The 16,334-nt window shown below is 73.4% G+C and carries 13 protein-coding genes and 1 pseudogene; 10 read left to right on the top strand and 4 right to left on the bottom strand.

Annotated elements, in window-relative coordinates:
- Positions 1–115: 115 nt before the first annotated feature.
- Together ACWFR1_RS18635 and ACWFR1_RS18630 are read right to left on the bottom strand one after the other, a co-directional pair.
- Positions 116–589: an RrF2 family transcriptional regulator gene (locus ACWFR1_RS18635; RefSeq protein WP_453552554.1), complete on the bottom strand. Its 474-nt coding sequence runs from the start codon at positions 587–589 to the stop codon at positions 116–118.
- A 53-nt stretch (positions 590–642) separates the two neighbouring features.
- The gene (locus ACWFR1_RS18630) at positions 643–2,016 is read right to left on the bottom strand and encodes an aminotransferase-like domain-containing protein (RefSeq protein WP_453552407.1); all 1,374 of its coding nucleotides are present in this window, start codon (positions 2,014–2,016) and stop codon (positions 643–645) included.
- Between the two features lie 89 nt (positions 2,017–2,105).
- On the opposite strand from ACWFR1_RS18630, the gene ACWFR1_RS18625 reads away from it, so the two are divergent.
- The 9 genes from ACWFR1_RS18625 (at position 2,106) to ACWFR1_RS18585 (ending at position 11,093) form a co-directional block, all read left to right on the top strand.
- A complete protein-coding gene (locus ACWFR1_RS18625) occupies positions 2,106–2,912 on the top strand; it encodes an alpha/beta fold hydrolase (protein ID WP_453552405.1) in 807 nt (268 codons plus the stop codon).
- Positions 2,913–2,949: 37 nt separating this feature from the next.
- Positions 2,950–3,375 (top strand): DUF7144 family membrane protein, encoded by a 426-nt coding sequence (locus ACWFR1_RS18620; protein ID WP_453552403.1) that lies wholly within the window; start codon positions 2,950–2,952, stop codon positions 3,373–3,375.
- 10 nt (positions 3,376–3,385) lie between these two features.
- Complete coding sequence (locus ACWFR1_RS18615) at positions 3,386–3,883, top strand: hypothetical protein (RefSeq protein WP_453552401.1); 498 nt, start codon at positions 3,386–3,388, stop codon at positions 3,881–3,883.
- A gap of 5 nt (positions 3,884–3,888) precedes the next feature.
- Positions 3,889–4,935, top strand: coding sequence for an endonuclease/exonuclease/phosphatase family protein (locus ACWFR1_RS18610; protein WP_453552399.1), 1,047 nt, complete (start codon positions 3,889–3,891; stop codon positions 4,933–4,935).
- A 45-nt stretch (positions 4,936–4,980) separates the two neighbouring features.
- Positions 4,981–5,217, top strand: coding sequence for a DUF2630 family protein (locus tag ACWFR1_RS18605; RefSeq protein WP_453552397.1), 237 nt, complete (start codon positions 4,981–4,983; stop codon positions 5,215–5,217).
- A gap of 307 nt (positions 5,218–5,524) precedes the next feature.
- The gene (locus ACWFR1_RS18600) at positions 5,525–6,157 is read left to right on the top strand and encodes a hypothetical protein (protein ID WP_453552395.1); all 633 of its coding nucleotides are present in this window, start codon (positions 5,525–5,527) and stop codon (positions 6,155–6,157) included.
- 107 nt (positions 6,158–6,264) lie between these two features.
- Positions 6,265–8,334 (top strand): FUSC family protein, encoded by a 2,070-nt coding sequence (locus ACWFR1_RS18595; protein WP_453552393.1) that lies wholly within the window; start codon positions 6,265–6,267, stop codon positions 8,332–8,334.
- Positions 8,335–8,562: 228 nt separating this feature from the next.
- Positions 8,563–10,041: an APC family permease gene (locus tag ACWFR1_RS18590; RefSeq protein WP_453552391.1), complete on the top strand. Its 1,479-nt coding sequence runs from the start codon at positions 8,563–8,565 to the stop codon at positions 10,039–10,041.
- A gap of 62 nt (positions 10,042–10,103) precedes the next feature.
- Positions 10,104–11,093 (top strand): hypothetical protein, encoded by a 990-nt coding sequence (locus ACWFR1_RS18585; protein ID WP_453552389.1) that lies wholly within the window; start codon positions 10,104–10,106, stop codon positions 11,091–11,093.
- Positions 11,094–11,262: 169 nt separating this feature from the next.
- Here ACWFR1_RS18585 and ACWFR1_RS18580 read toward each other — a convergent pair whose 3' ends face one another.
- The gene (locus ACWFR1_RS18580; protein ID WP_453552387.1) at positions 11,263–13,326 is read right to left on the bottom strand and encodes a PhoX family protein; all 2,064 of its coding nucleotides are present in this window, start codon (positions 13,324–13,326) and stop codon (positions 11,263–11,265) included.
- Between the two features lie 256 nt (positions 13,327–13,582).
- On the opposite strand from ACWFR1_RS18580, the gene ACWFR1_RS18575 reads away from it, so the two are divergent.
- Positions 13,583–15,676: a VWA domain-containing protein gene (locus tag ACWFR1_RS18575; protein WP_453552385.1), complete on the top strand. Its 2,094-nt coding sequence runs from the start codon at positions 13,583–13,585 to the stop codon at positions 15,674–15,676.
- On the opposite strand, the pseudogene ACWFR1_RS18570 reads toward ACWFR1_RS18575, so the two are convergent.
- Positions 15,673–16,242, bottom strand: a pseudogene (locus ACWFR1_RS18570) (sensor histidine kinase); the annotation flags it as partial. The gene ACWFR1_RS18575 and the pseudogene ACWFR1_RS18570 overlap by 4 nt on opposite strands.
- Positions 16,243–16,334: the final 92 nt, after the last annotated feature.

Genomic DNA, 16,334 nt, shown 5'->3' with positions numbered 1-16,334 from the left:
GGCGCCCGCCAGGACCTGGATGTCCGACATCCAGAATTACCTCCCCCAAAAGCCCCCACAGGGGGGAGACAGGGAGGGAGGGCGGTCGCGTCAGGCAGGTCGGACGACAGACGCGTCAGACGTTGGCGAACCAGTGGCGGATCCGGTCGGGCGCGGCCGGCGCCTGGAGCTCCGCCCGCTTCCGTACGTCGTCCAGGGTCTGGGCCATGAGCTCGCGCCGCCAGGCCAGGTCGGCCCGTCCCATGGCGCCGGCGATGGCACACTCGGCGGCGTACGACCCGGAAGGCCCCGCCCCCGGCCCCTGCTGCCGGATCTCGGTGCAGCGGAAGGCCTCGTCAGGGCCTTCGACGGCGGCGACGACGTCCATGAGCGTGACGCGGTCGAGCGCGCGCGCCAGCCGGAAACCGCCCTTCGGCCCGGAGACCGAGGTGACGATCCCGGCCCGGGCGAGCGCCTGGAGCTGCTTGGTGAGATACGCGGCGGGGAGCTCGTGATACGCCGCGAGCCGCGCGGAGGCGACCGCCCGCTCCGGCCCGATCCAGGCCAGGTTCAGGCAGCTGTGCAGCGCCCACTCCACACCTTCGCTCATCCTCATGATTCAGGACCTTATATATCTTGAATACAAGAGGCAACCGTCACCGGTCAGCCCCCGTCCGCCGCCAGCGCCGCGAGGCGGGCGAGGGCCTCGCCCAGGACCGGGCGGGGCGGTGACGCGAGGCCCACCCGGATCGCGTCCGGGGCCGTGCCCGGGCCGACCGCGAAGGCGCTTCCCGGGGTGACCGCCACGCCCGCGCGCTCGGCCGCCGCCGCCACGAAGGTCTCCGCCCGCCAGGGCGCGGGCAGTTCCCACCAGCAGTAGTAGGCGTGCGGGGAGGTCCGTACGGCGTGACCGCCGAGGTGGCGCAGGACCAGACCGTGCCGGGCCTCCGTGTCCGCGCGCTTGGCGGCGACGGCCTCGGCGACCGTGCCGTCCGCGACCCAGCGGGTCGCCGCCGCGAGCGCGAGCCCGCCCGCCGTCCAGGCACCGGAGCGCAGCGCCTCCGCCGCCGCCGTACGCAGTCGCCCGGGCACGACGAGATAGCCGACGGTCAGGCCGGGGGCGAGGCGCTTGGACAGACTGTCCACGAGCAGGACCCGTTCGGGAGCGAAGGCGGCGAGCGGCGAGGGCGCACTCGGGTCCGTGTCCGTGCCCGCACCCGGGTCCGCGCCCGACCCCGGGACGAGGAAGGCCCAAGTGGTGTCCTCGACGGCCATCAGGTCCAACTTCCGTAGCATCTCCGCAAGTTCGGTCCGGCGCGCTCCGCCCATGGTCGTGGAGAGCGGATTGTGGAGGGTCGGCTGGAGGTAGACGGCGGCCAGCGGGGTCGCCCGGTGGGCCGCCGCGAGCGCCTCCGGCCGTACCCCCTCGGCGTCGAGGGCGAGCGGCACGAGACGGATGCCGAGCCGGTCGGCCACCGCCTTGACCAGCGGATACGTGAGCGCCTCGACGCCCAGCCGGCCGCCGGGCGGGACGAGCGTGGAGAGCGCGGCGGCGATGGCCTGGCGGCCGTTCCCCGCGAAGAGGACGTTCTCGGGGTCCGGCGCCCAGCCGGGCCGGGCGAGGACGGCCACCGCCGCCTCCCGGGCCTCCGGGGTGCCGGTGGCGGCCGCCGGGCGCGAGACGGCCTCGGCCAGGACGTCGGGCCGGGCGAGCGCCGCGAGCGCGCGGGCCATCAGCTCGGACTGCCCTTCTCCGACGGGGTAGTTGAGCTGGAGGTCGATCGGCGCGGCCCCGGTCGCCTCGGCGAGCGCGGGCCCGGGCAGCGGGGGCGCGGCCCGGACGAAGGTGCCGCGCCCGACCTCGCCGACGACCAGGCCGCGCCGGGCGAGCTCGCCGTAGACGCGGATGGCGGTCGAGTTCGCGATCCGGTGGCGGCGGGCGAAGACGCGCTGCGGCGGCAGCCGGTCGCCGGGCCGCAGCCGCCCGTCCCGTACGGCCGCCTCCACCCGGTCCGCGATCCTCCGGTACTCCTCCACGGCACCCCTCCCCTTCCCCGCTCGCCCTCATTGCACCGAGAGCAAAGATCTCATTGCACCGAGCGAGCGCCGCTGCCTAGCCTGCCGTCATGCGCTTCACCGACACCGTCACCGACCGCATCTACTTCGAGGACCGGGGCAGCGGCCCCGCGCTCCTCCTCGTCCACGGCCACCCCTTCGACCACACCATGTGGCAGCCCCAGATCGACCGTTTCTCGCTCACGCACCGGGTGATCGCCCCCGACCTGCGCGGTTACGGCATCACACCGCCGGGCGCGACGGGCGAGATCGCGGGCGTGACCGACCTCGGCGACTTCGCCGAGGACCTCGTCGTACTCCTCGACGACCTGGGGATCGAGGAGGCCGTCGTCGCCGGCCTCTCCATGGGCGGCCAGATCGCCATGGAGCTCCACCGCCGCCACCCGGAGCACGTCCGGGGCCTCGTCCTCGCCGACACCTTCCCCGCCGCCGAGACCGAGGAGGGGAAGGCCGCGCGGAACGCCATGGCCGACCGGCTGCTCAAGGAGGGGATGCGGGGGTACGCCGACGAGGTCCTGGACCGGATGGTCGCGCCGTACAACACCCATGCCGCGCCGCACGTCCACCGCATGATGTGCGCGACCGACCCGGTCGGCGCCGCCGCCGCGCTGCGCGGCCGGGCCGAGCGGCCGGACTACCGCGAGTCGCTGACCACGGTCGCGGTTCCCGCGCTCGTCGTGGTCGGCCGGGACGACACGTACACACCGGTCGCGGACGCCGAGGAGATGCACGCGCTGCTGCCCGACTCCACGCTCGCCGTGATCGAACGGGCCGCGCACCTGCCCAACCTGGAACGGCCCGAGGAGTTCGACGCCGTACTCGACTCCTACCTCCGCTCACTCGTTCGGCTCAGCTGAAAGTTCGGAATCGTACGAACGCTCCCACGATGGGGGCATGAGCCAGAACACCGCACCCCGCAAGCCGAGCACCTCCGGCGCCTGGGCCACCGGCGGCACCCTCTTCGCCGGTGTCCTCATGCTGGTCACCGGATTCATGGACGTCTTCCAGGGCATCGCAGGGATCGCCGAGGACGACATCTACACCCGGGTCGGCGACTACGTCTTCAAGTTCGACCTCACCACCTGGGGCTGGATCCATCTGATCCTCGGCGTCATCATCGCCGTCGCCGGCTACGGCATCCTCAAGGGCGCCGAGTGGGGCCGCGTCGCCGGCATCGCGCTGGCCTCGCTCAACGTCCTCTTCCAGTTCCTCTTCCTGCCGTACCAGCCGTGGTGGGCGCTCTTCTCCATGGCCATCTCGATCTTCGTGATCTGGGCACTGGCCACGGACGACGCCTACGGCACGAACGAGAAGTACTGAGGCCGGCCGGATGAGCACACCGCGAGCACCGCGCCCGGCCCGACCGCCCCGACCCGCACGCCCGCCACGACCGCGCGCGCGACGCACCACGGGAATCGCGCTCGCCGCCTCCGCGCTCCTCACCCTCACCGTCACCGCCTGCGACACCGTCGGGGACGCGGCGGGCGACATCGTGTCCTCCGCCACGGCCGCCGTCGCCTCGGCGGCCCAGGAGAAGATGAACGAGGTCAAGGACGGGGTGAACGCCTCCGGCGACGTGAAGGCCGGGGAGACGAGCACCGACGGGGACCGCACGGTCGCCGAGATCACGGCGACCAACCCCAAGGAGAAGAACGCCGACTACACGATCATGGTCAACTTCCGTGACGAAGGCGGGAACGTCCTCGACGCGGTCGTCATGAACATCGACAGCGTCGAACCGGGAGCCTCCAAGTCCGGTACGGCCCGCAGCAATCGGACGCTCTCGGGCGCAACGTCGGCGGAGATCGCGCAGGCCCTGCGACACTGAAGGGCGTGGACCGAGCCCTCATCGCCGAGCCCGTGACCGACGACTCCCCGCCCCGCCCCGAGCCACCCCTCCGGCCCAGGCACCGCCTCACCGCCTGGGCCGGAGGGCTGCTCCTGATCGTCCCCGCCCTGATCAGCGCCTGCCGCTTCCTCGACACGGACGGGATCACCCCCGTACCGCAGCTGCTCTCCCTCCTGCCCTGGCTCGCCGTGCCCGCCGGGCTCGGGGTGCTGCTCGCCGCCCTCGCCCGGCGCCGAGCGCTCACCCTCCTCGCCGTCGTCGTCCTCGGCGCGGTCGGCTGGAGCTCCCTGCCCTACATGCCGCAGCTCGTCACGAGCTACGGCCTGCCCCTCACCCAGGTCAAGGTCCTCGCCTCCAACGTCGAGTTCGGGCAGGCCACCGGAGCGCTGATCGACACGATCCGGCGCGAGCGCCCCCAGCTCGTCTTCGTCTCCGAGTGCGACCGCGCGTGCGGACACGCCCTGACCACGGCCTTCGCCACCGAACTCCCCCATCACGCCTCGGTCGACGCCGAGGGCTCCGCCGGCTCCGTCCTCCTGAGCGCCTACCCGCTCGCCGACGAGGCGGTGATCCCGGCGGTGATGGGCATGCCGGGCGCCACCGCCGTGATCGCCGGAGTGCGCGTACGCCTCCAACTCGCCCACCCGATGCCGCCGGTGCCGGGCCGGACCGCGACGTGGAAGCGGGAGCTCGGCCTGATCGCGGACGCCGCCTCGACAGCGTTCCTGGACGGCACCGGCCCGGGGCGCGGCGGCCCTTCCCTGATCGCCGGGGACTTCAACGCCTCCCAGGACCACAGCGCCTTCCGCGCGATCCTGGACGCCGGACACCTCCAGGACGCCGCCCGGCTCGCGGACGAGAGCCGCACCCCGACCTGGCCGATGGAGGGCCCCCTGCCGCCGTTCGTCCAGATCGACCACGTCCTGGTCAGCGAGGACTTCAGCGTCCGGAGCCTCCGCTTCCTCGACCTCGCGGGCTCCGACCACCGGGCCGTCCTCACCGAGCTCGACCTGCGCGGAGAGCCTCGCTGAGGTCTCGACCTGCGCGTCGGGCGCTGATCGGCCACGCTGGAAGGCATGGACAACGAGGAGATCCTGGGCGACATCGGCGCCCTCGTCGAGGAGGAACGCGCGCTGCGGCAGCGCACGGGCGGCCTCCTCCCGGAGGAACGCGCCCGGCTCGCCGACCTGGAGGTCAGGCTCGACCAGTGCTGGGACCTGCTGCGCCAGCGCCGCGCGAAGAGCGAGTTCGGCGAGGACCCGGACACGGCGGCGGTCCGCCCGGCCTCGGAGGTCGAGGCGTACCGCAACTGACCCGCGCCTGACCGCAGCGGACACGCGACTGACCCGCATCTGACCGCGTGCGAGTCACCGTCACGCCGCTGAGCCACCTCTGGGCCGCCGCTGCCCCGAGTGCGCCCCGTGCGTCGCTCCAGGCACGGAGCTCACGATAAGGAACCCCACCCCACCATGGCGCCACCGATGGCGCCACTAGTGCCACGCGAGCACTCGCCATGGCGCCATCGATGTGCCATGATGGCGCCATTAGTGATGCGCGCCCATGGCCTCGCCGGCCGAGGGACGCGCGTTTCGGGGAGTGAGCCGGCGGAGGGGCGGGACCATGAAGACAGCAGGGCAGAGCCACGGGCGAACGGCACCCGGCGCCACCCCCGCCACCACGGCTCTCACCGCCGCCACCACCACGCCGCCCACCACCCCCACCACCCTCACCGCCCCCACACCCCCCTCCGCCCTCACCGCCTTCGCCCGCTTCGTGCTCTGCGGCGGCGGGGTGGGCGTCGCCTCCAGCTTCGCCGTGACGGGCCTCGCCTCCTGGATCCCCTGGTTCCTGGCCAACGCCCTCATAGCCGTGGCCTCCACACTCCTCTCCACCGAGCTGCACGCCCGCTTCACCTTCGGTAAGGGCGGGCGCGCCACCTGGCGCCAGCACGCGCAGTCGGCCGGGGCGGCCGGGGCCGCGTACGTGGTGACCTGCGCGGCGATGTTCCTGCTCCAGCAACTGGTGGCGGAGCCCGGTGCGATGCTCGGACAGGTCGTCTACCTGTCCGCCTCCGCGCTCGCCGGAGTCGCACGGTTCGCGGTGCTGCGCCTGGTCGTCTTCGCACGAACCCGCTCGCGGACGACGGCCGGCAACCGCACGACCGTGGCCCACGTCCCGGCCCGGACCAGGGTCCCGGCCCGGACCAGGGCCCAGGCCCAGGCCCACCGCGCCGAACTCTGCCGCGCCGCCTGACCTGCCCCGCCCCCCGGCCTCTTCACCCGCCCGCACCGCCCGGCCCCGAAGGGCGCGCCACACGTCGAGGGCCCGACCCGCGTACGCCGCGACGTAAGTTGGGGGACATGGCACGCCCCGCTCGGCCCGTACGGCTCTCCCCGCCCACCTGGCTCACGGCCGGGCTCAAGCCCGCCCCCACACCCATCCCCTGGGCCGCCGTCGTCCGCGCGTCCGTCGCGCTCTCCGCGCCGATCGCCGTCGGACTCGCCGTCGGGCAGCCGGTCTACGGCGCCCTCGTCTCCATGGGTGCCCTCTCCGGCGTCATCGGCGACACCGCCGACGCCTACCGGATGCGGATCTACAACATCGCGGTGCCGCAGCTCTTCGGCGCCCTCGGCGTCACCCTCGGCACCCTCGTCTTCGGCCACGGCTGGCTCGCCGTCGCCGTCGTCACCCTCGTCGCGCTCGTCTCCGGGATGATCTCGTCGATCGGCGCCGTCGCCTCCGTGTCGGGGCTCCTGCTGCTCCTCAACTGCGTGGTCGGCGCGGGCCTCCCCATGCCGGATCCGTGGTGGAAGGCGCCCCTCCTCCTCACCCTCGGCGGGCTGTTCGTCCTCGTCCTCACCCTGCTCGGCTGGCCCCTGCGCCGCGCCGCCCCCGAACGCGCCGCCGTCGCCGCCACCTACCGGGCCGTCGCCGACCTCTACGAGGCCACAGGCACCGCCACCGCCGCCGCCTACGACGAGCAGCGGCACGCCGTCACCGCCTCCCTCAACCAGTCCTACGACCTGATCCTCGCCCGCCGCGCCCGCCAGCACGGCCACGCACCGCACCTCGTCCGGCTGCTCTCCCAGCTCAACGTCCTCGTCCCGCTCCTGGAGGCCGCCCCCGCCGCCCACCTCCGGGCCCGGCGCTTCGGCCCGCTGCCCGACGCGATCCCCGCGGCCGTACGGGAACTGGCCGACGCCGTCGAGGAGGGCCGCACCGGCACCCCCGTCCTGGACCTGCCCACGCCCGAGCGGCCCGCCGAGAAGGCCGTCGACCACGCCCTGCGCCACGCGGCGGCCGTCGTCCACAAGACCGACCCCGGCCCTCCCCCAAGGTCTTCGACCAGGGGGGACCCCCACGTCGACGACCGGCTCGGCCGCCCCGCCGCGCTCCGCGTCCGGGCCCGCCGCGCCACCCGCGCCGTGATGCTCTCCGAGGCGTCCTGGCGGTACGGGCTGCGCCTCGCGCTCTGCATCGGCCTCGCCCAGGCCCTCGTCTCGCTGATCGCCGTCCCCCGCTCGTACTGGGTCGCGCTCACCGTCACCTTCGTCATGAAGCCCGACTTCGGCTCGGTCTTCTCCCGGGCCGTGCTCCGCGCCCTCGGCACCGCCGCCGGCCTCGTACTCGCCGCCCTCGTCCTCGCCGAGGTCCCGAGGGGCTGGTGGGACGTCCCGGTGATGGTGGCACTCGCGGCGCTGATCCCGGCCTTCTCGGCGAAGGGGTACGCCTTCCAGACGGCGGCCATCACGCCCGTCATCCTGCTGCTGTCCGACATGCTCAACCACCAGGGCTTCGACCTCGTCATGCCCCGCCTCTACGACTCGCTCATCGGCTGCGCGATCACCCTGGTCGCGGGCTACCTCCTCTGGCCCGAGTCCTGGCACACCCGCATCGGGGACCGGCTCGCGGACGCGGTCGCCGACACCGCCACGTACGTGGAACGCGCCTTCACGTCCGGCGCCACCCCCAAGGCCACCTCCGGCACCACGCCCAACCCCCCGTCCGGCACCGCGTCCGACCCCGCCCCCGACGTCGTGGCGGCCGACCGCACCGCCCGGCACAGGGCCCGGCGGAAGCTCTACCGGGATCTGTCGACCGTCCGCTCCGAGTTCCAGCGCGCGCTGACCGAACCGCCGCCCACCGGCCCCCGTGCCGCCGCCTGGTGGCCGCTCGTCGTCGCCGTCGAGCGGATCGTCGACGCGACGACCGCGGCCCGGATCCGCGTCGACCACGGCGCCCCGGCACCCGACCCGGCCGAGGTCGCGGCAGTGGAGCGGGAGTTGCGCGAGCTGTCCGAAGGACTGCGCTACACCGACACGCTCGTGGAGGTCCGCGCGGAGCTCCCCGGCGACGAGAACGGAGTCCTCGCACCCCTCCGCCAGGAGGTCCGCGCGGCCCGTGCCATCGCCGGTCCCGACCTGCGGTAAACCTTCCCCGAGGGGCGTACGGAAGGACTTACCGGCGGTCACGGAACGGAACCCTCCCCACCGCCGTTACCGAAGGCCATCCGGGCGACTACGATGCGCTCGATCTCCCCGAGATTCACCGACACGCACAGCGATTCACCGTGATCCGTGCCCCCCGTCGTCGCGCAACCGCCCCGGCGGACGGGCCACTTCGCCCTGCCACGCCCCACGCGCCCCGAGGACTCCGCCATGCGCACCACCCACAACAGAGGGCTCCAGCCCAATGTCCTCGGCACGTTCGACACGATCGTGATGGCCGTGGCGGGCAGCGCGCCCGCCTACTCGCTGGCCGCGACCACCGCCGTGCTCTTCGGCGCGGTCGGCTTCGCCGGACCCGCCGCCCTGCTCTACTGCGCGATACCGATGCTCGGCATCGTCCTCGCCTACGCCCGCCTCGGCCGCATCGACGTCAACGCCGGCGCCGGCTACTCCTGGGTGGGCCGCACCCTCCACCCCTTCCTCGGCTTCCTCTCCGGCTGGGCGCTCGTCTTCGCCGCCACCGTCTTCATGGTGGCGGGCTCGCTGCCCGCCGGCTCCCTCACGCTCTCCCTGATCGACCCGGACCTCGCGAACGACACCCCGCTCGCGGCGGCCGTCGGCGCCGGCTGGTTCCTGATGATGCTGCTCGTCGTCCTGGGCGGCGCGCGCCTCACCGTGCGGGCGCAACTCGTCATGTCGGGCGTCGAGATGCTGATCCTCATCGGCTTCGTCCTCGCGGCCGTCCTGCACCGGGGACGGGCCACCGCCTTCGACTGGTCGTGGTTCGGCCTCACCCAGTTCGACGGCCCCCAGGGCTTCGCCGCGGGCGCGCTCATCGCCGCCTTCTACTACTGGGGCTGGGACGTCACCAGCAACCTCAGCGAGGAGACCCGCAACAGCCGCCGCACGGCGGGACTGGCCGCGCTCGTCGGCGTCGGCTTCGTCTTCGTCCTCTTCGAGGCCTTCACCGTCGCCGTGAACGTCCTGCTGACCACCGAGGAGATCCGCACCGCGGGACCCAACGTCCTCGCCGTCCTCGGCCAGGAGATCTGGCCGGGCATCGGCGGCAAACTCCTCGTCGTGGCCGTCGTCCTGTCGACCGTCGCCACCCTGGAGACCACCCTCCTCCAGGTCACCCGCTCGCTCTTCGCGATGGGCCGCGACCGGACCCTGCCCGCCGCGCTCGGCACCGTGCACCGCCGCTGGAACACCCCGTGGGTCGCGATCGCCGCCGTCGGCGGCGCCGCGCTCCTCATGTTCGCCGCCGCGGCGGCCGCCGAGTCCGTCCAGCTGATCCTCAGCGACGCCGTCGCCGCGATCGGCCTCCAGATCGCCTTCTACTACGGCCTCGCGGGCATCGCCGCCGTCGTCGCGTACAAGTCGCTCCTGCTGCGCTCCGTACGGAACTTCGTTCTGGGCGGGCTGTGGCCGCTGCTCGGCTCCGGCTTCATGCTCTGGTGCTTCGTCGAGTCCCTCGGCGAGCTCTCCACGACCGCCCTCACCATCGGCATCGGCGGACTGCTCCTCGGCATCGTCCCGCTGCTCGTGTACTGGCGGAAGGGCAGCGACTACTACCGTCCGGCCCGCCTGGACGCCGTCCGCGCGCTCGCCGCCACCGAGGACTCCGGCCCGGCCACCCCGCGCGCTCGCTCCGGAACCCACGACAAGAGCTACGCCACCGACTTCTGAGACCCGCCCGACCCCCTGAGACACCCGGGACGCCTGCCGGCTGCCGACCCGAAGGAGGCCCCATGGCCGTACGCCGCCGCTCCGTGCGCACGGCGCGCGCGGAACGCTTCGCGCCCGACTTCGACCCGGACTTCGACGACCGCGCGCTCACCGAGGCGCGCCACGACATCGTCATCGGCCGCTGGCAGGGGGTCCGCGACCTGCTCGCGGCGACCGGCGACGACTGGGCACGCCGTACGCACCGGCTGCGGCTCCTCTCGCACGCCGCCGCCGGCAGCTCCACCGTCGAGACCTGGCGGGCGGCCGAGCCCGGCAACCCCGACGCCGCCGTGCTGCGGGCCGCGACCGAGGTCGTCCGGGTCTTCGACGCGGCCATCGCGGCCGGCCGGGGGGCCGCCGTGGACCGGGGCCGGATCGACGCCGCCGTCGACACCTGCCGGCTGGCGGCCGAGACGGCACCGGCCGACCCCATGCCCTGGGTGTCACTGCTCTCGGTGGCCCGGCTCTACGAGGGCGGGGTGGCGCGCCGCGAACTGCGTCACTGGTTCGACGAGTTGCGTCGCCGCGACCCGTACAACACCGAGGGGCACATCCAGGTGCTGCGCTACTGGTCGGCACGGTGGCACGGCACGCACGGCAGCATGTACGACTTCGCCCGCGACGCGGCGGGCGTGGCCCCGCCCGGGTCGCCGCTGCCGGTCCTGGTGCAGGTGGCCCGGGTCGAGGAGTACCGCTACATCGCGGACGGGGCACTCGGCCGGGGCCCGGTACGGGGCTTCGACCAGCACTGGAAGCACGAGCTGGCGGTGACGGAACTGCGCCGCACGTACGCGCGGTGGATCGGCGGCCGGGACCCGGAGCGTCCGGTGGCGCCGGAGGAGGTCGGCGACCTCAACTTCCTCGCTCACGCGGCCTGCTACGCGGGCCAGGTGGAGATCGCGCGGGCGATGCTCGGGATGCTCGGCACGCGGGCGGCGTGGGTGCCGTGGGCGTACACGGGGGACCCGGAGGAGCAGTTCGTGAGGTTCAGGGAGGGCCTGGGAGTGGAGTAGGAGGAACCCTCGCTCCACTCCACCCCCGGACCCGTCCCGGCGTCACTCGGACGCGGACGCGTCAAACGCCGACGTCATCGGACGCGGACGCGTCAAACGCCGACGTCATCGGACGCGGACGCGTCAAACGCCGACGTCATCGGACGCGGGCGCCATCAGACGCCGATCATCAGACGCCGATGTCGCGGCCGTCCGTGCGCCAGACGGCGACGACCGACGGGCGGACGATCTTTCCGGGCCCGTCGGGCCACTGCGACTTCGGGTTCTCGACGGACGCGCCGTCGATCTCGCCCGGGTGCTGCACGGCGACCAGGACGCGGCGGTCCTGGATGATCGGGCCGCAGGTCTCGGCGCCCGCCGGCACGGTCAGGAACTGCTTGAGCTCACCGCGACGCTCACCGTGGGTGGCGACGCCGAACAGGCCGTCGTGCGAGCCGAGCTGGTTGCCGTCCGTGGAGATCCACAGGTTGCCGTGCGGGTCGAAGGCGACGTTGTCGGGGCAGGAGATCGGGGAGACCTTCTCCTTGGGGAAGCCTGCGAAGTAGGTGGCCGGGTCGTTCGGGTCGCCGGCGACGAGGAAGAGACGCCAGGCGAAGCCGTCGGCGGCCGGGTCGTCCCAGTGCTCGGCGAGCTCCAGGATCTGTCCGTGCTTGTTGGCGTTGCGCGGGTTGGCCTCGTCGGCGGGGGCCTTGCCCGCCTTGCCGCGGTCCTTGTTGTTGGTGAGGGCGACGTAGACGCGGCCGGAGCGCGGGGACGGCTCGACGTCCTCGGGCCGGTCCATCTTCGTGGCGCCGACCTTGTCACCGGCGAGGCGGGTGAAGACGAAGACCTCGTCGGCGGTCATGCCGGGCACGTGCGAGACGGCTCCGTCGGGACCGGCGGTGGCGAGCGGGATCCACTGGCCGGAGCCGTCGAACTCGCCGTCGTCGGGGAGCTTGCCGGTGCCGTCGATCTCGGCGGCCGGGGAGTCGCCGGTCAGCCTGGCGACGTACAGCGTGCCCTCGTCGAGAAGCGTGAGGTTGTGCTCGCGGGCGACCCGCGAGTTCCCCTTCTTCATCCGCTTGCTCGACACGAACTTGTAGAAGTAGTCGAAGCGCTCGTCGTCGCCCATGTAGACGACCGGGCGGCCGTCCTCGGTGAGACGGGGCTGCGCGGCCTCGTGCTTGAAGCGGCCGAGCGCGGTGCGCTTGCGGGGCGTGGACTCCGGGTCGTACGGATCGAGCTCGACGACCCAGCCCTGACGGTGCACCTCGTTGGGCTCCTGACGGAGGTCGAAGCGCTGGTCGAACCGCTCCCACTTCCGCTCGGAGGCGCCGGTCCCGACCCCGTACCGCTTGTCGGTGGCGGAGCTTCCGTACGCGAAGTACTGGTTGAAGTTCTCCTCGCCGTGGAGGGTGGTGCCCCACGGGGTGGTGCCGCCGGCGCAGTTGTTGAGCGTGCCGAGGACGATACGGCCGGACGGATCGGCGCTCGTCTTCACCAGGTCGCTGCCGGCGGCGGGGCCGGTCAGCTCGAACTCGCTGGTGGTGTGCAGCCGCCGGTTGAGGTGGTGGCGGGTGACGGGCGTCAGCTTGCCGGAGCGGTGCTCCTCCTGGACGACGACGACCGACAGGCCGTGCGCGGCCCAGGCGATCTCGACCTGCTCGCGGGTCGGGTTCTCGGCGTCGTACCCACGGAACATGAGCACCTCGTCGGTGTACTCGTGGTTGGCGACGAGGACCTGACGGTGGTGCTCCCCGCGCAGCGGCAGCAGGGAGAGGAAGTCGTTGTTGTAACCGAACTGCCCGGCCTGGGCCTTCGCGGTCTGCTTCTCCGAGTCGAAGGCGGGCGTGCCGCGGAGGATGGGCTCGCCCCAGCGGATGACCACGTTCTGGGCGTAACCGGCGGGCACGGTGACCTGGTCGGCGGTGTTGGGCGCGACGGCGGCGAACCGGAGACCGCGGGCGCCGTCGGAGCGTCCCGGCTTCCGGTCCTTCTCCGGCAGGGCGACGGCGTCCGGGGCGCTGCCGAGGACGACGGCGCCGCCGGCGGCGGAGGCGACGGTCACGACGGCGGCGGCGCGGAGAGCCGAACGACGGGAGAGCACACCGGCTATGACGTCGCCGACGTACTCGTTGTCGCTGGTGTTGGGCACCTCGTGGAAGCAGGCGTCACCACACCGGAAACGGCAGGTGAGAGCGGAACGGCCGCCTCCGTGGGGGTTCATGCTCAGCAGCGGCAGCAGTTTGCGCACTTCGTCCTCCTACGGCGCACACTGCGCCGACATCCTGTCGGGAATCCTTCGGCGGCGACGCTATGTGCGTAGATCTGCACAGGAGCGGCGCCGGAGTGAACGCCGAATGAATGCACGGCATCCGGAGGCGACCGGGTCACGGAGGACGGAGGGGGTGGCCGCTAACCTTACGTGTCCGCCCTGGCCAGGGATGAACGTCCCGAAACGCCCAGTACGGACATTCACACTGCACCCACTCATGCGAAAGGGTTCGCCCATGGGTATTCGGAGCATGCTGCGCAAGGTATTCGGCCGGGACCGCGAGGACACCCCGGCGGCCTCCGTCCCGCCCCAGACGCGTGAGGCCTCGTCGACGTCCGCGGACACGTCCGCGTCCGCGTCGGCGTCCACGGCCCCGTCTTCGTCCTCCGCGACGGCGACGGCCCCGTTGACGGCTACGGACACGGCCACGGACACCGAGGAAGCCGCGGCCCGCCGGGCAGCGGACGACCTGGTGGCGGCGTCGTTCGACAACCCGCAGGTGCCGAAGGCACGGAGCGGGGGGACGGCGGAGACGTCGGAGGCGTCGGAGGCGTCGGAGACGGCTGCGGTCGAGGCGTCGGAGACGGCGGCGGAGGCGGAGGCGGCGGTCGCTACGGCCGAGGCGCCGGAGGCGGAGGCGGAAGCGGAAGCGGAAGCGGAGGCGGAAGCGGAGGCGGAAGCGGAGGCGGAGGCGTCCGCCGACGCGGGCGAGACGGCGGAGCCGTCAGCCGCCGCCACGGACGAGGCCGCAGAGCCGGCCGCCGCTGAGGCCGAGGTGCGGACGGAATCGGAGACGGCTGCCGCCGAGGCGTCCGCTGAGGCCGAGGCCGGGGAGCAGACGGAGTCGGAGACGGCGACTGCCGAGGCGACCGTCGACGCGGACGAGGCTGCAGAGCCGGCCGCCGCCGCTGAGGCCGAGGCCGAGGCCGAAGAGCGAGCGGAGCCGGAGACGGCGACCGTCGACGCGGACGAGGCTGCGGAGCCCGCCGCCGCTGAGGCTGAGGCCGAGGCGTCTGGCACCACGGCCGAGACCGAGACCACCGAACCGGCCGCGCCCGACGCGGAGTCGGCGACGGCGACCGCCGAGGCGTCCGCCGACGCGGACGAGGCTGCGGAGCCCGCCGACGCCGAGGCCGAGGAGCGAACCGAGTCGGAGACGGCTGCTGCCGAGGCGTCCGTCGACGCGGACGAGGCTGCGGAGCCCGCCGCCGTTGAGGCTGAGGCCGAGGCGTCTGCCGCCAAGGACGAGACCGAGACCACCGAACCGGCCGTGTCCGAGGCGGAGTCGGCGACGGCGACGGCGACGGCGACGGCGACGGCGACGGCGACGGCCGAAGGGTCCGCCACCGCGACGGCGGAGCCGGAGGCGGAGCCGGTCGCCCCGGCGGAGCCGGAGGGGGCCGTCGCCGCCGAGGCGACCGAGACCCCGGCGGAGCCGGAGGCGGCGACCGCCGAAGGGTCCGCGATGGCGGAGCCGGAGGCGGAGCTGGTCGCCTCGGCGGAGCCGGAGGCGGCGGAGGCCGTCGCCGAAGCCGCTCCGCAGGAGCAGGCGCCCGAGCCGGTCGCCGCCGCCGCTCCGCAGGAGCAGGAGAGCCCGGCGGAGCCGGAGGGGGTGGTCGGCGAAGCCGACACCGGCACCGACACCGACACCGACACGGACGTCGCCGCGCCCGCCCGGTCCCTCGCCGACGTGAAGGCCGTCGCCCCGCACCTCGCCGACGCCTACAAGGCCGCCGGCGCCGTGCTGGAGAAGCAGGGGCTCACCGGGGCGCGGGCCGCCGTGTACCTCGTGGTGGACCGTTCCGGTTCGATGCGCGGGTACTTCAAGGACGGCTCCGTGCAGCGTCTCGCCGAGCAGACCGTCGCGCTCGCCGCGCACCTGGACGAGACCGCGACCGTCACGACCGTGTTCTTCTCCACGGACATCGACGGCACCGTCGAGCTCGCCCCCGCCGACCTCACGCCCACCCGCGTCGAGGAGATCAACGGCACGCTCGGCCGCCTGGGCCGCACCAACTACCACCGCGCGGTGGAGGAGGTCCTCGCCCACCACGAGAAGGCCGACCCGAAGCGCCCCGCCCTGGTCGTCTTCCAGACCGACGGCGCGCCCGAGTCGAAGACGGCGGCCACGCAGGCGCTGGCCGAGGCGGCGGACCGTCCGCTGCACTGGCGGTTCGTGGCCTGGGGCGAGGAGGACAACAAGGCCTTCGACTACCTCCGGAAGCTCGACGGCACGCCCCGTACCGCCGCGTACTTCCCCGGCGCGACCCCGGTCGAGACGGCGCACCCGGCGTTCTACGGCGGTCTGCTCGACGGCCTGAAGTTCTAGAAGGTGGCAGTGGTGACGGTGACCGGCAGGGTCACCGTCACCACCAGCCCGCCGCCCTCCTCGGCGCCCCGCGCCACGGCCCGCACGGTTCCGCCGTGGGCGAGGGCGATGGACCGGACGATGGAGAGGCCGAGCCCCGCGCCCGGCCCCATGCGGTCCCGCCCCTCGCCGCGCCGGAAGGGCTCGAAGAGCCCGGCGACCTGGTCCGGTGGGACGACGGGCCCGGTGTTGACGACGGTCAGCACCCCGCCCTCGACCCGTACGTCGACCACTCCGCCCGGCACACCCCCCAACACACCCCCCGGCACGTTGTACGCGACCGCGTTCGCGACGAGGTTCCGGACGAGCTGCCCGAGCAGCACCCGGCTCCCCCGGACGACCCCGCCGCCCACGACGCACACGTCCTCGTACTCCTCCGCGACGACCTCCCCCAGCGGCACGTCCTCCCGCTCCGCGAGGCCTCGCTCGCTCCGGGCGAGGAGGAGGAGCCCGTCGATGAGGCGTTCGCTGCGACGGTTGGTGTCGAGCAGCAGCTGCCGCACCTCGCAGTCGTCGTCTAGCCCCAACGCCGTTCAGTTAAGGGTGGGGGTTGTTCGTCAAGGCCGGTGAACGAGGCAGCGGAGCTGCTGTAGAAGAGGGTTGTCCTCCAAGACATCCT

The sequence above is a fragment of the Streptomyces sp. NPDC055103 genome (assembly GCF_053607625.1).
The sequence above is the reverse complement of the archived record's forward strand: the minus strand, read 5'-3'. Positions and strand labels throughout refer to the sequence as shown.

Excerpts from the sequence above, each read along its gene's own strand:
- ACWFR1_RS18635 (WP_453552554.1), bottom strand. The coding sequence starts at position 589 with ATGAGCGAAGGTGTGGAGTGGGCGCTGCACAGCTGCCTGAACCTGGCC.
- ACWFR1_RS18625 (WP_453552405.1), top strand. The coding sequence starts at position 2,106 with ATGCGCTTCACCGACACCGTCACCGACCGCATCTACTTCGAGGACCGG.
- ACWFR1_RS18620 (WP_453552403.1), top strand. The coding sequence starts at position 2,950 with ATGAGCCAGAACACCGCACCCCGCAAGCCGAGCACCTCCGGCGCCTGG.
- ACWFR1_RS18615 (WP_453552401.1), top strand. The coding sequence starts at position 3,386 with ATGAGCACACCGCGAGCACCGCGCCCGGCCCGACCGCCCCGACCCGCA.
- ACWFR1_RS18605 (WP_453552397.1), top strand. The coding sequence starts at position 4,981 with ATGGACAACGAGGAGATCCTGGGCGACATCGGCGCCCTCGTCGAGGAG.
- ACWFR1_RS18600 (WP_453552395.1), top strand. The coding sequence starts at position 5,525 with ATGAAGACAGCAGGGCAGAGCCACGGGCGAACGGCACCCGGCGCCACC.
- ACWFR1_RS18595 (WP_453552393.1), top strand. The coding sequence starts at position 6,265 with ATGGCACGCCCCGCTCGGCCCGTACGGCTCTCCCCGCCCACCTGGCTC.
- ACWFR1_RS18590 (WP_453552391.1), top strand. The coding sequence starts at position 8,563 with ATGCGCACCACCCACAACAGAGGGCTCCAGCCCAATGTCCTCGGCACG.
- ACWFR1_RS18585 (WP_453552389.1), top strand. The coding sequence starts at position 10,104 with ATGGCCGTACGCCGCCGCTCCGTGCGCACGGCGCGCGCGGAACGCTTC.
- ACWFR1_RS18575 (WP_453552385.1), top strand. The coding sequence starts at position 13,583 with ATGGGTATTCGGAGCATGCTGCGCAAGGTATTCGGCCGGGACCGCGAG.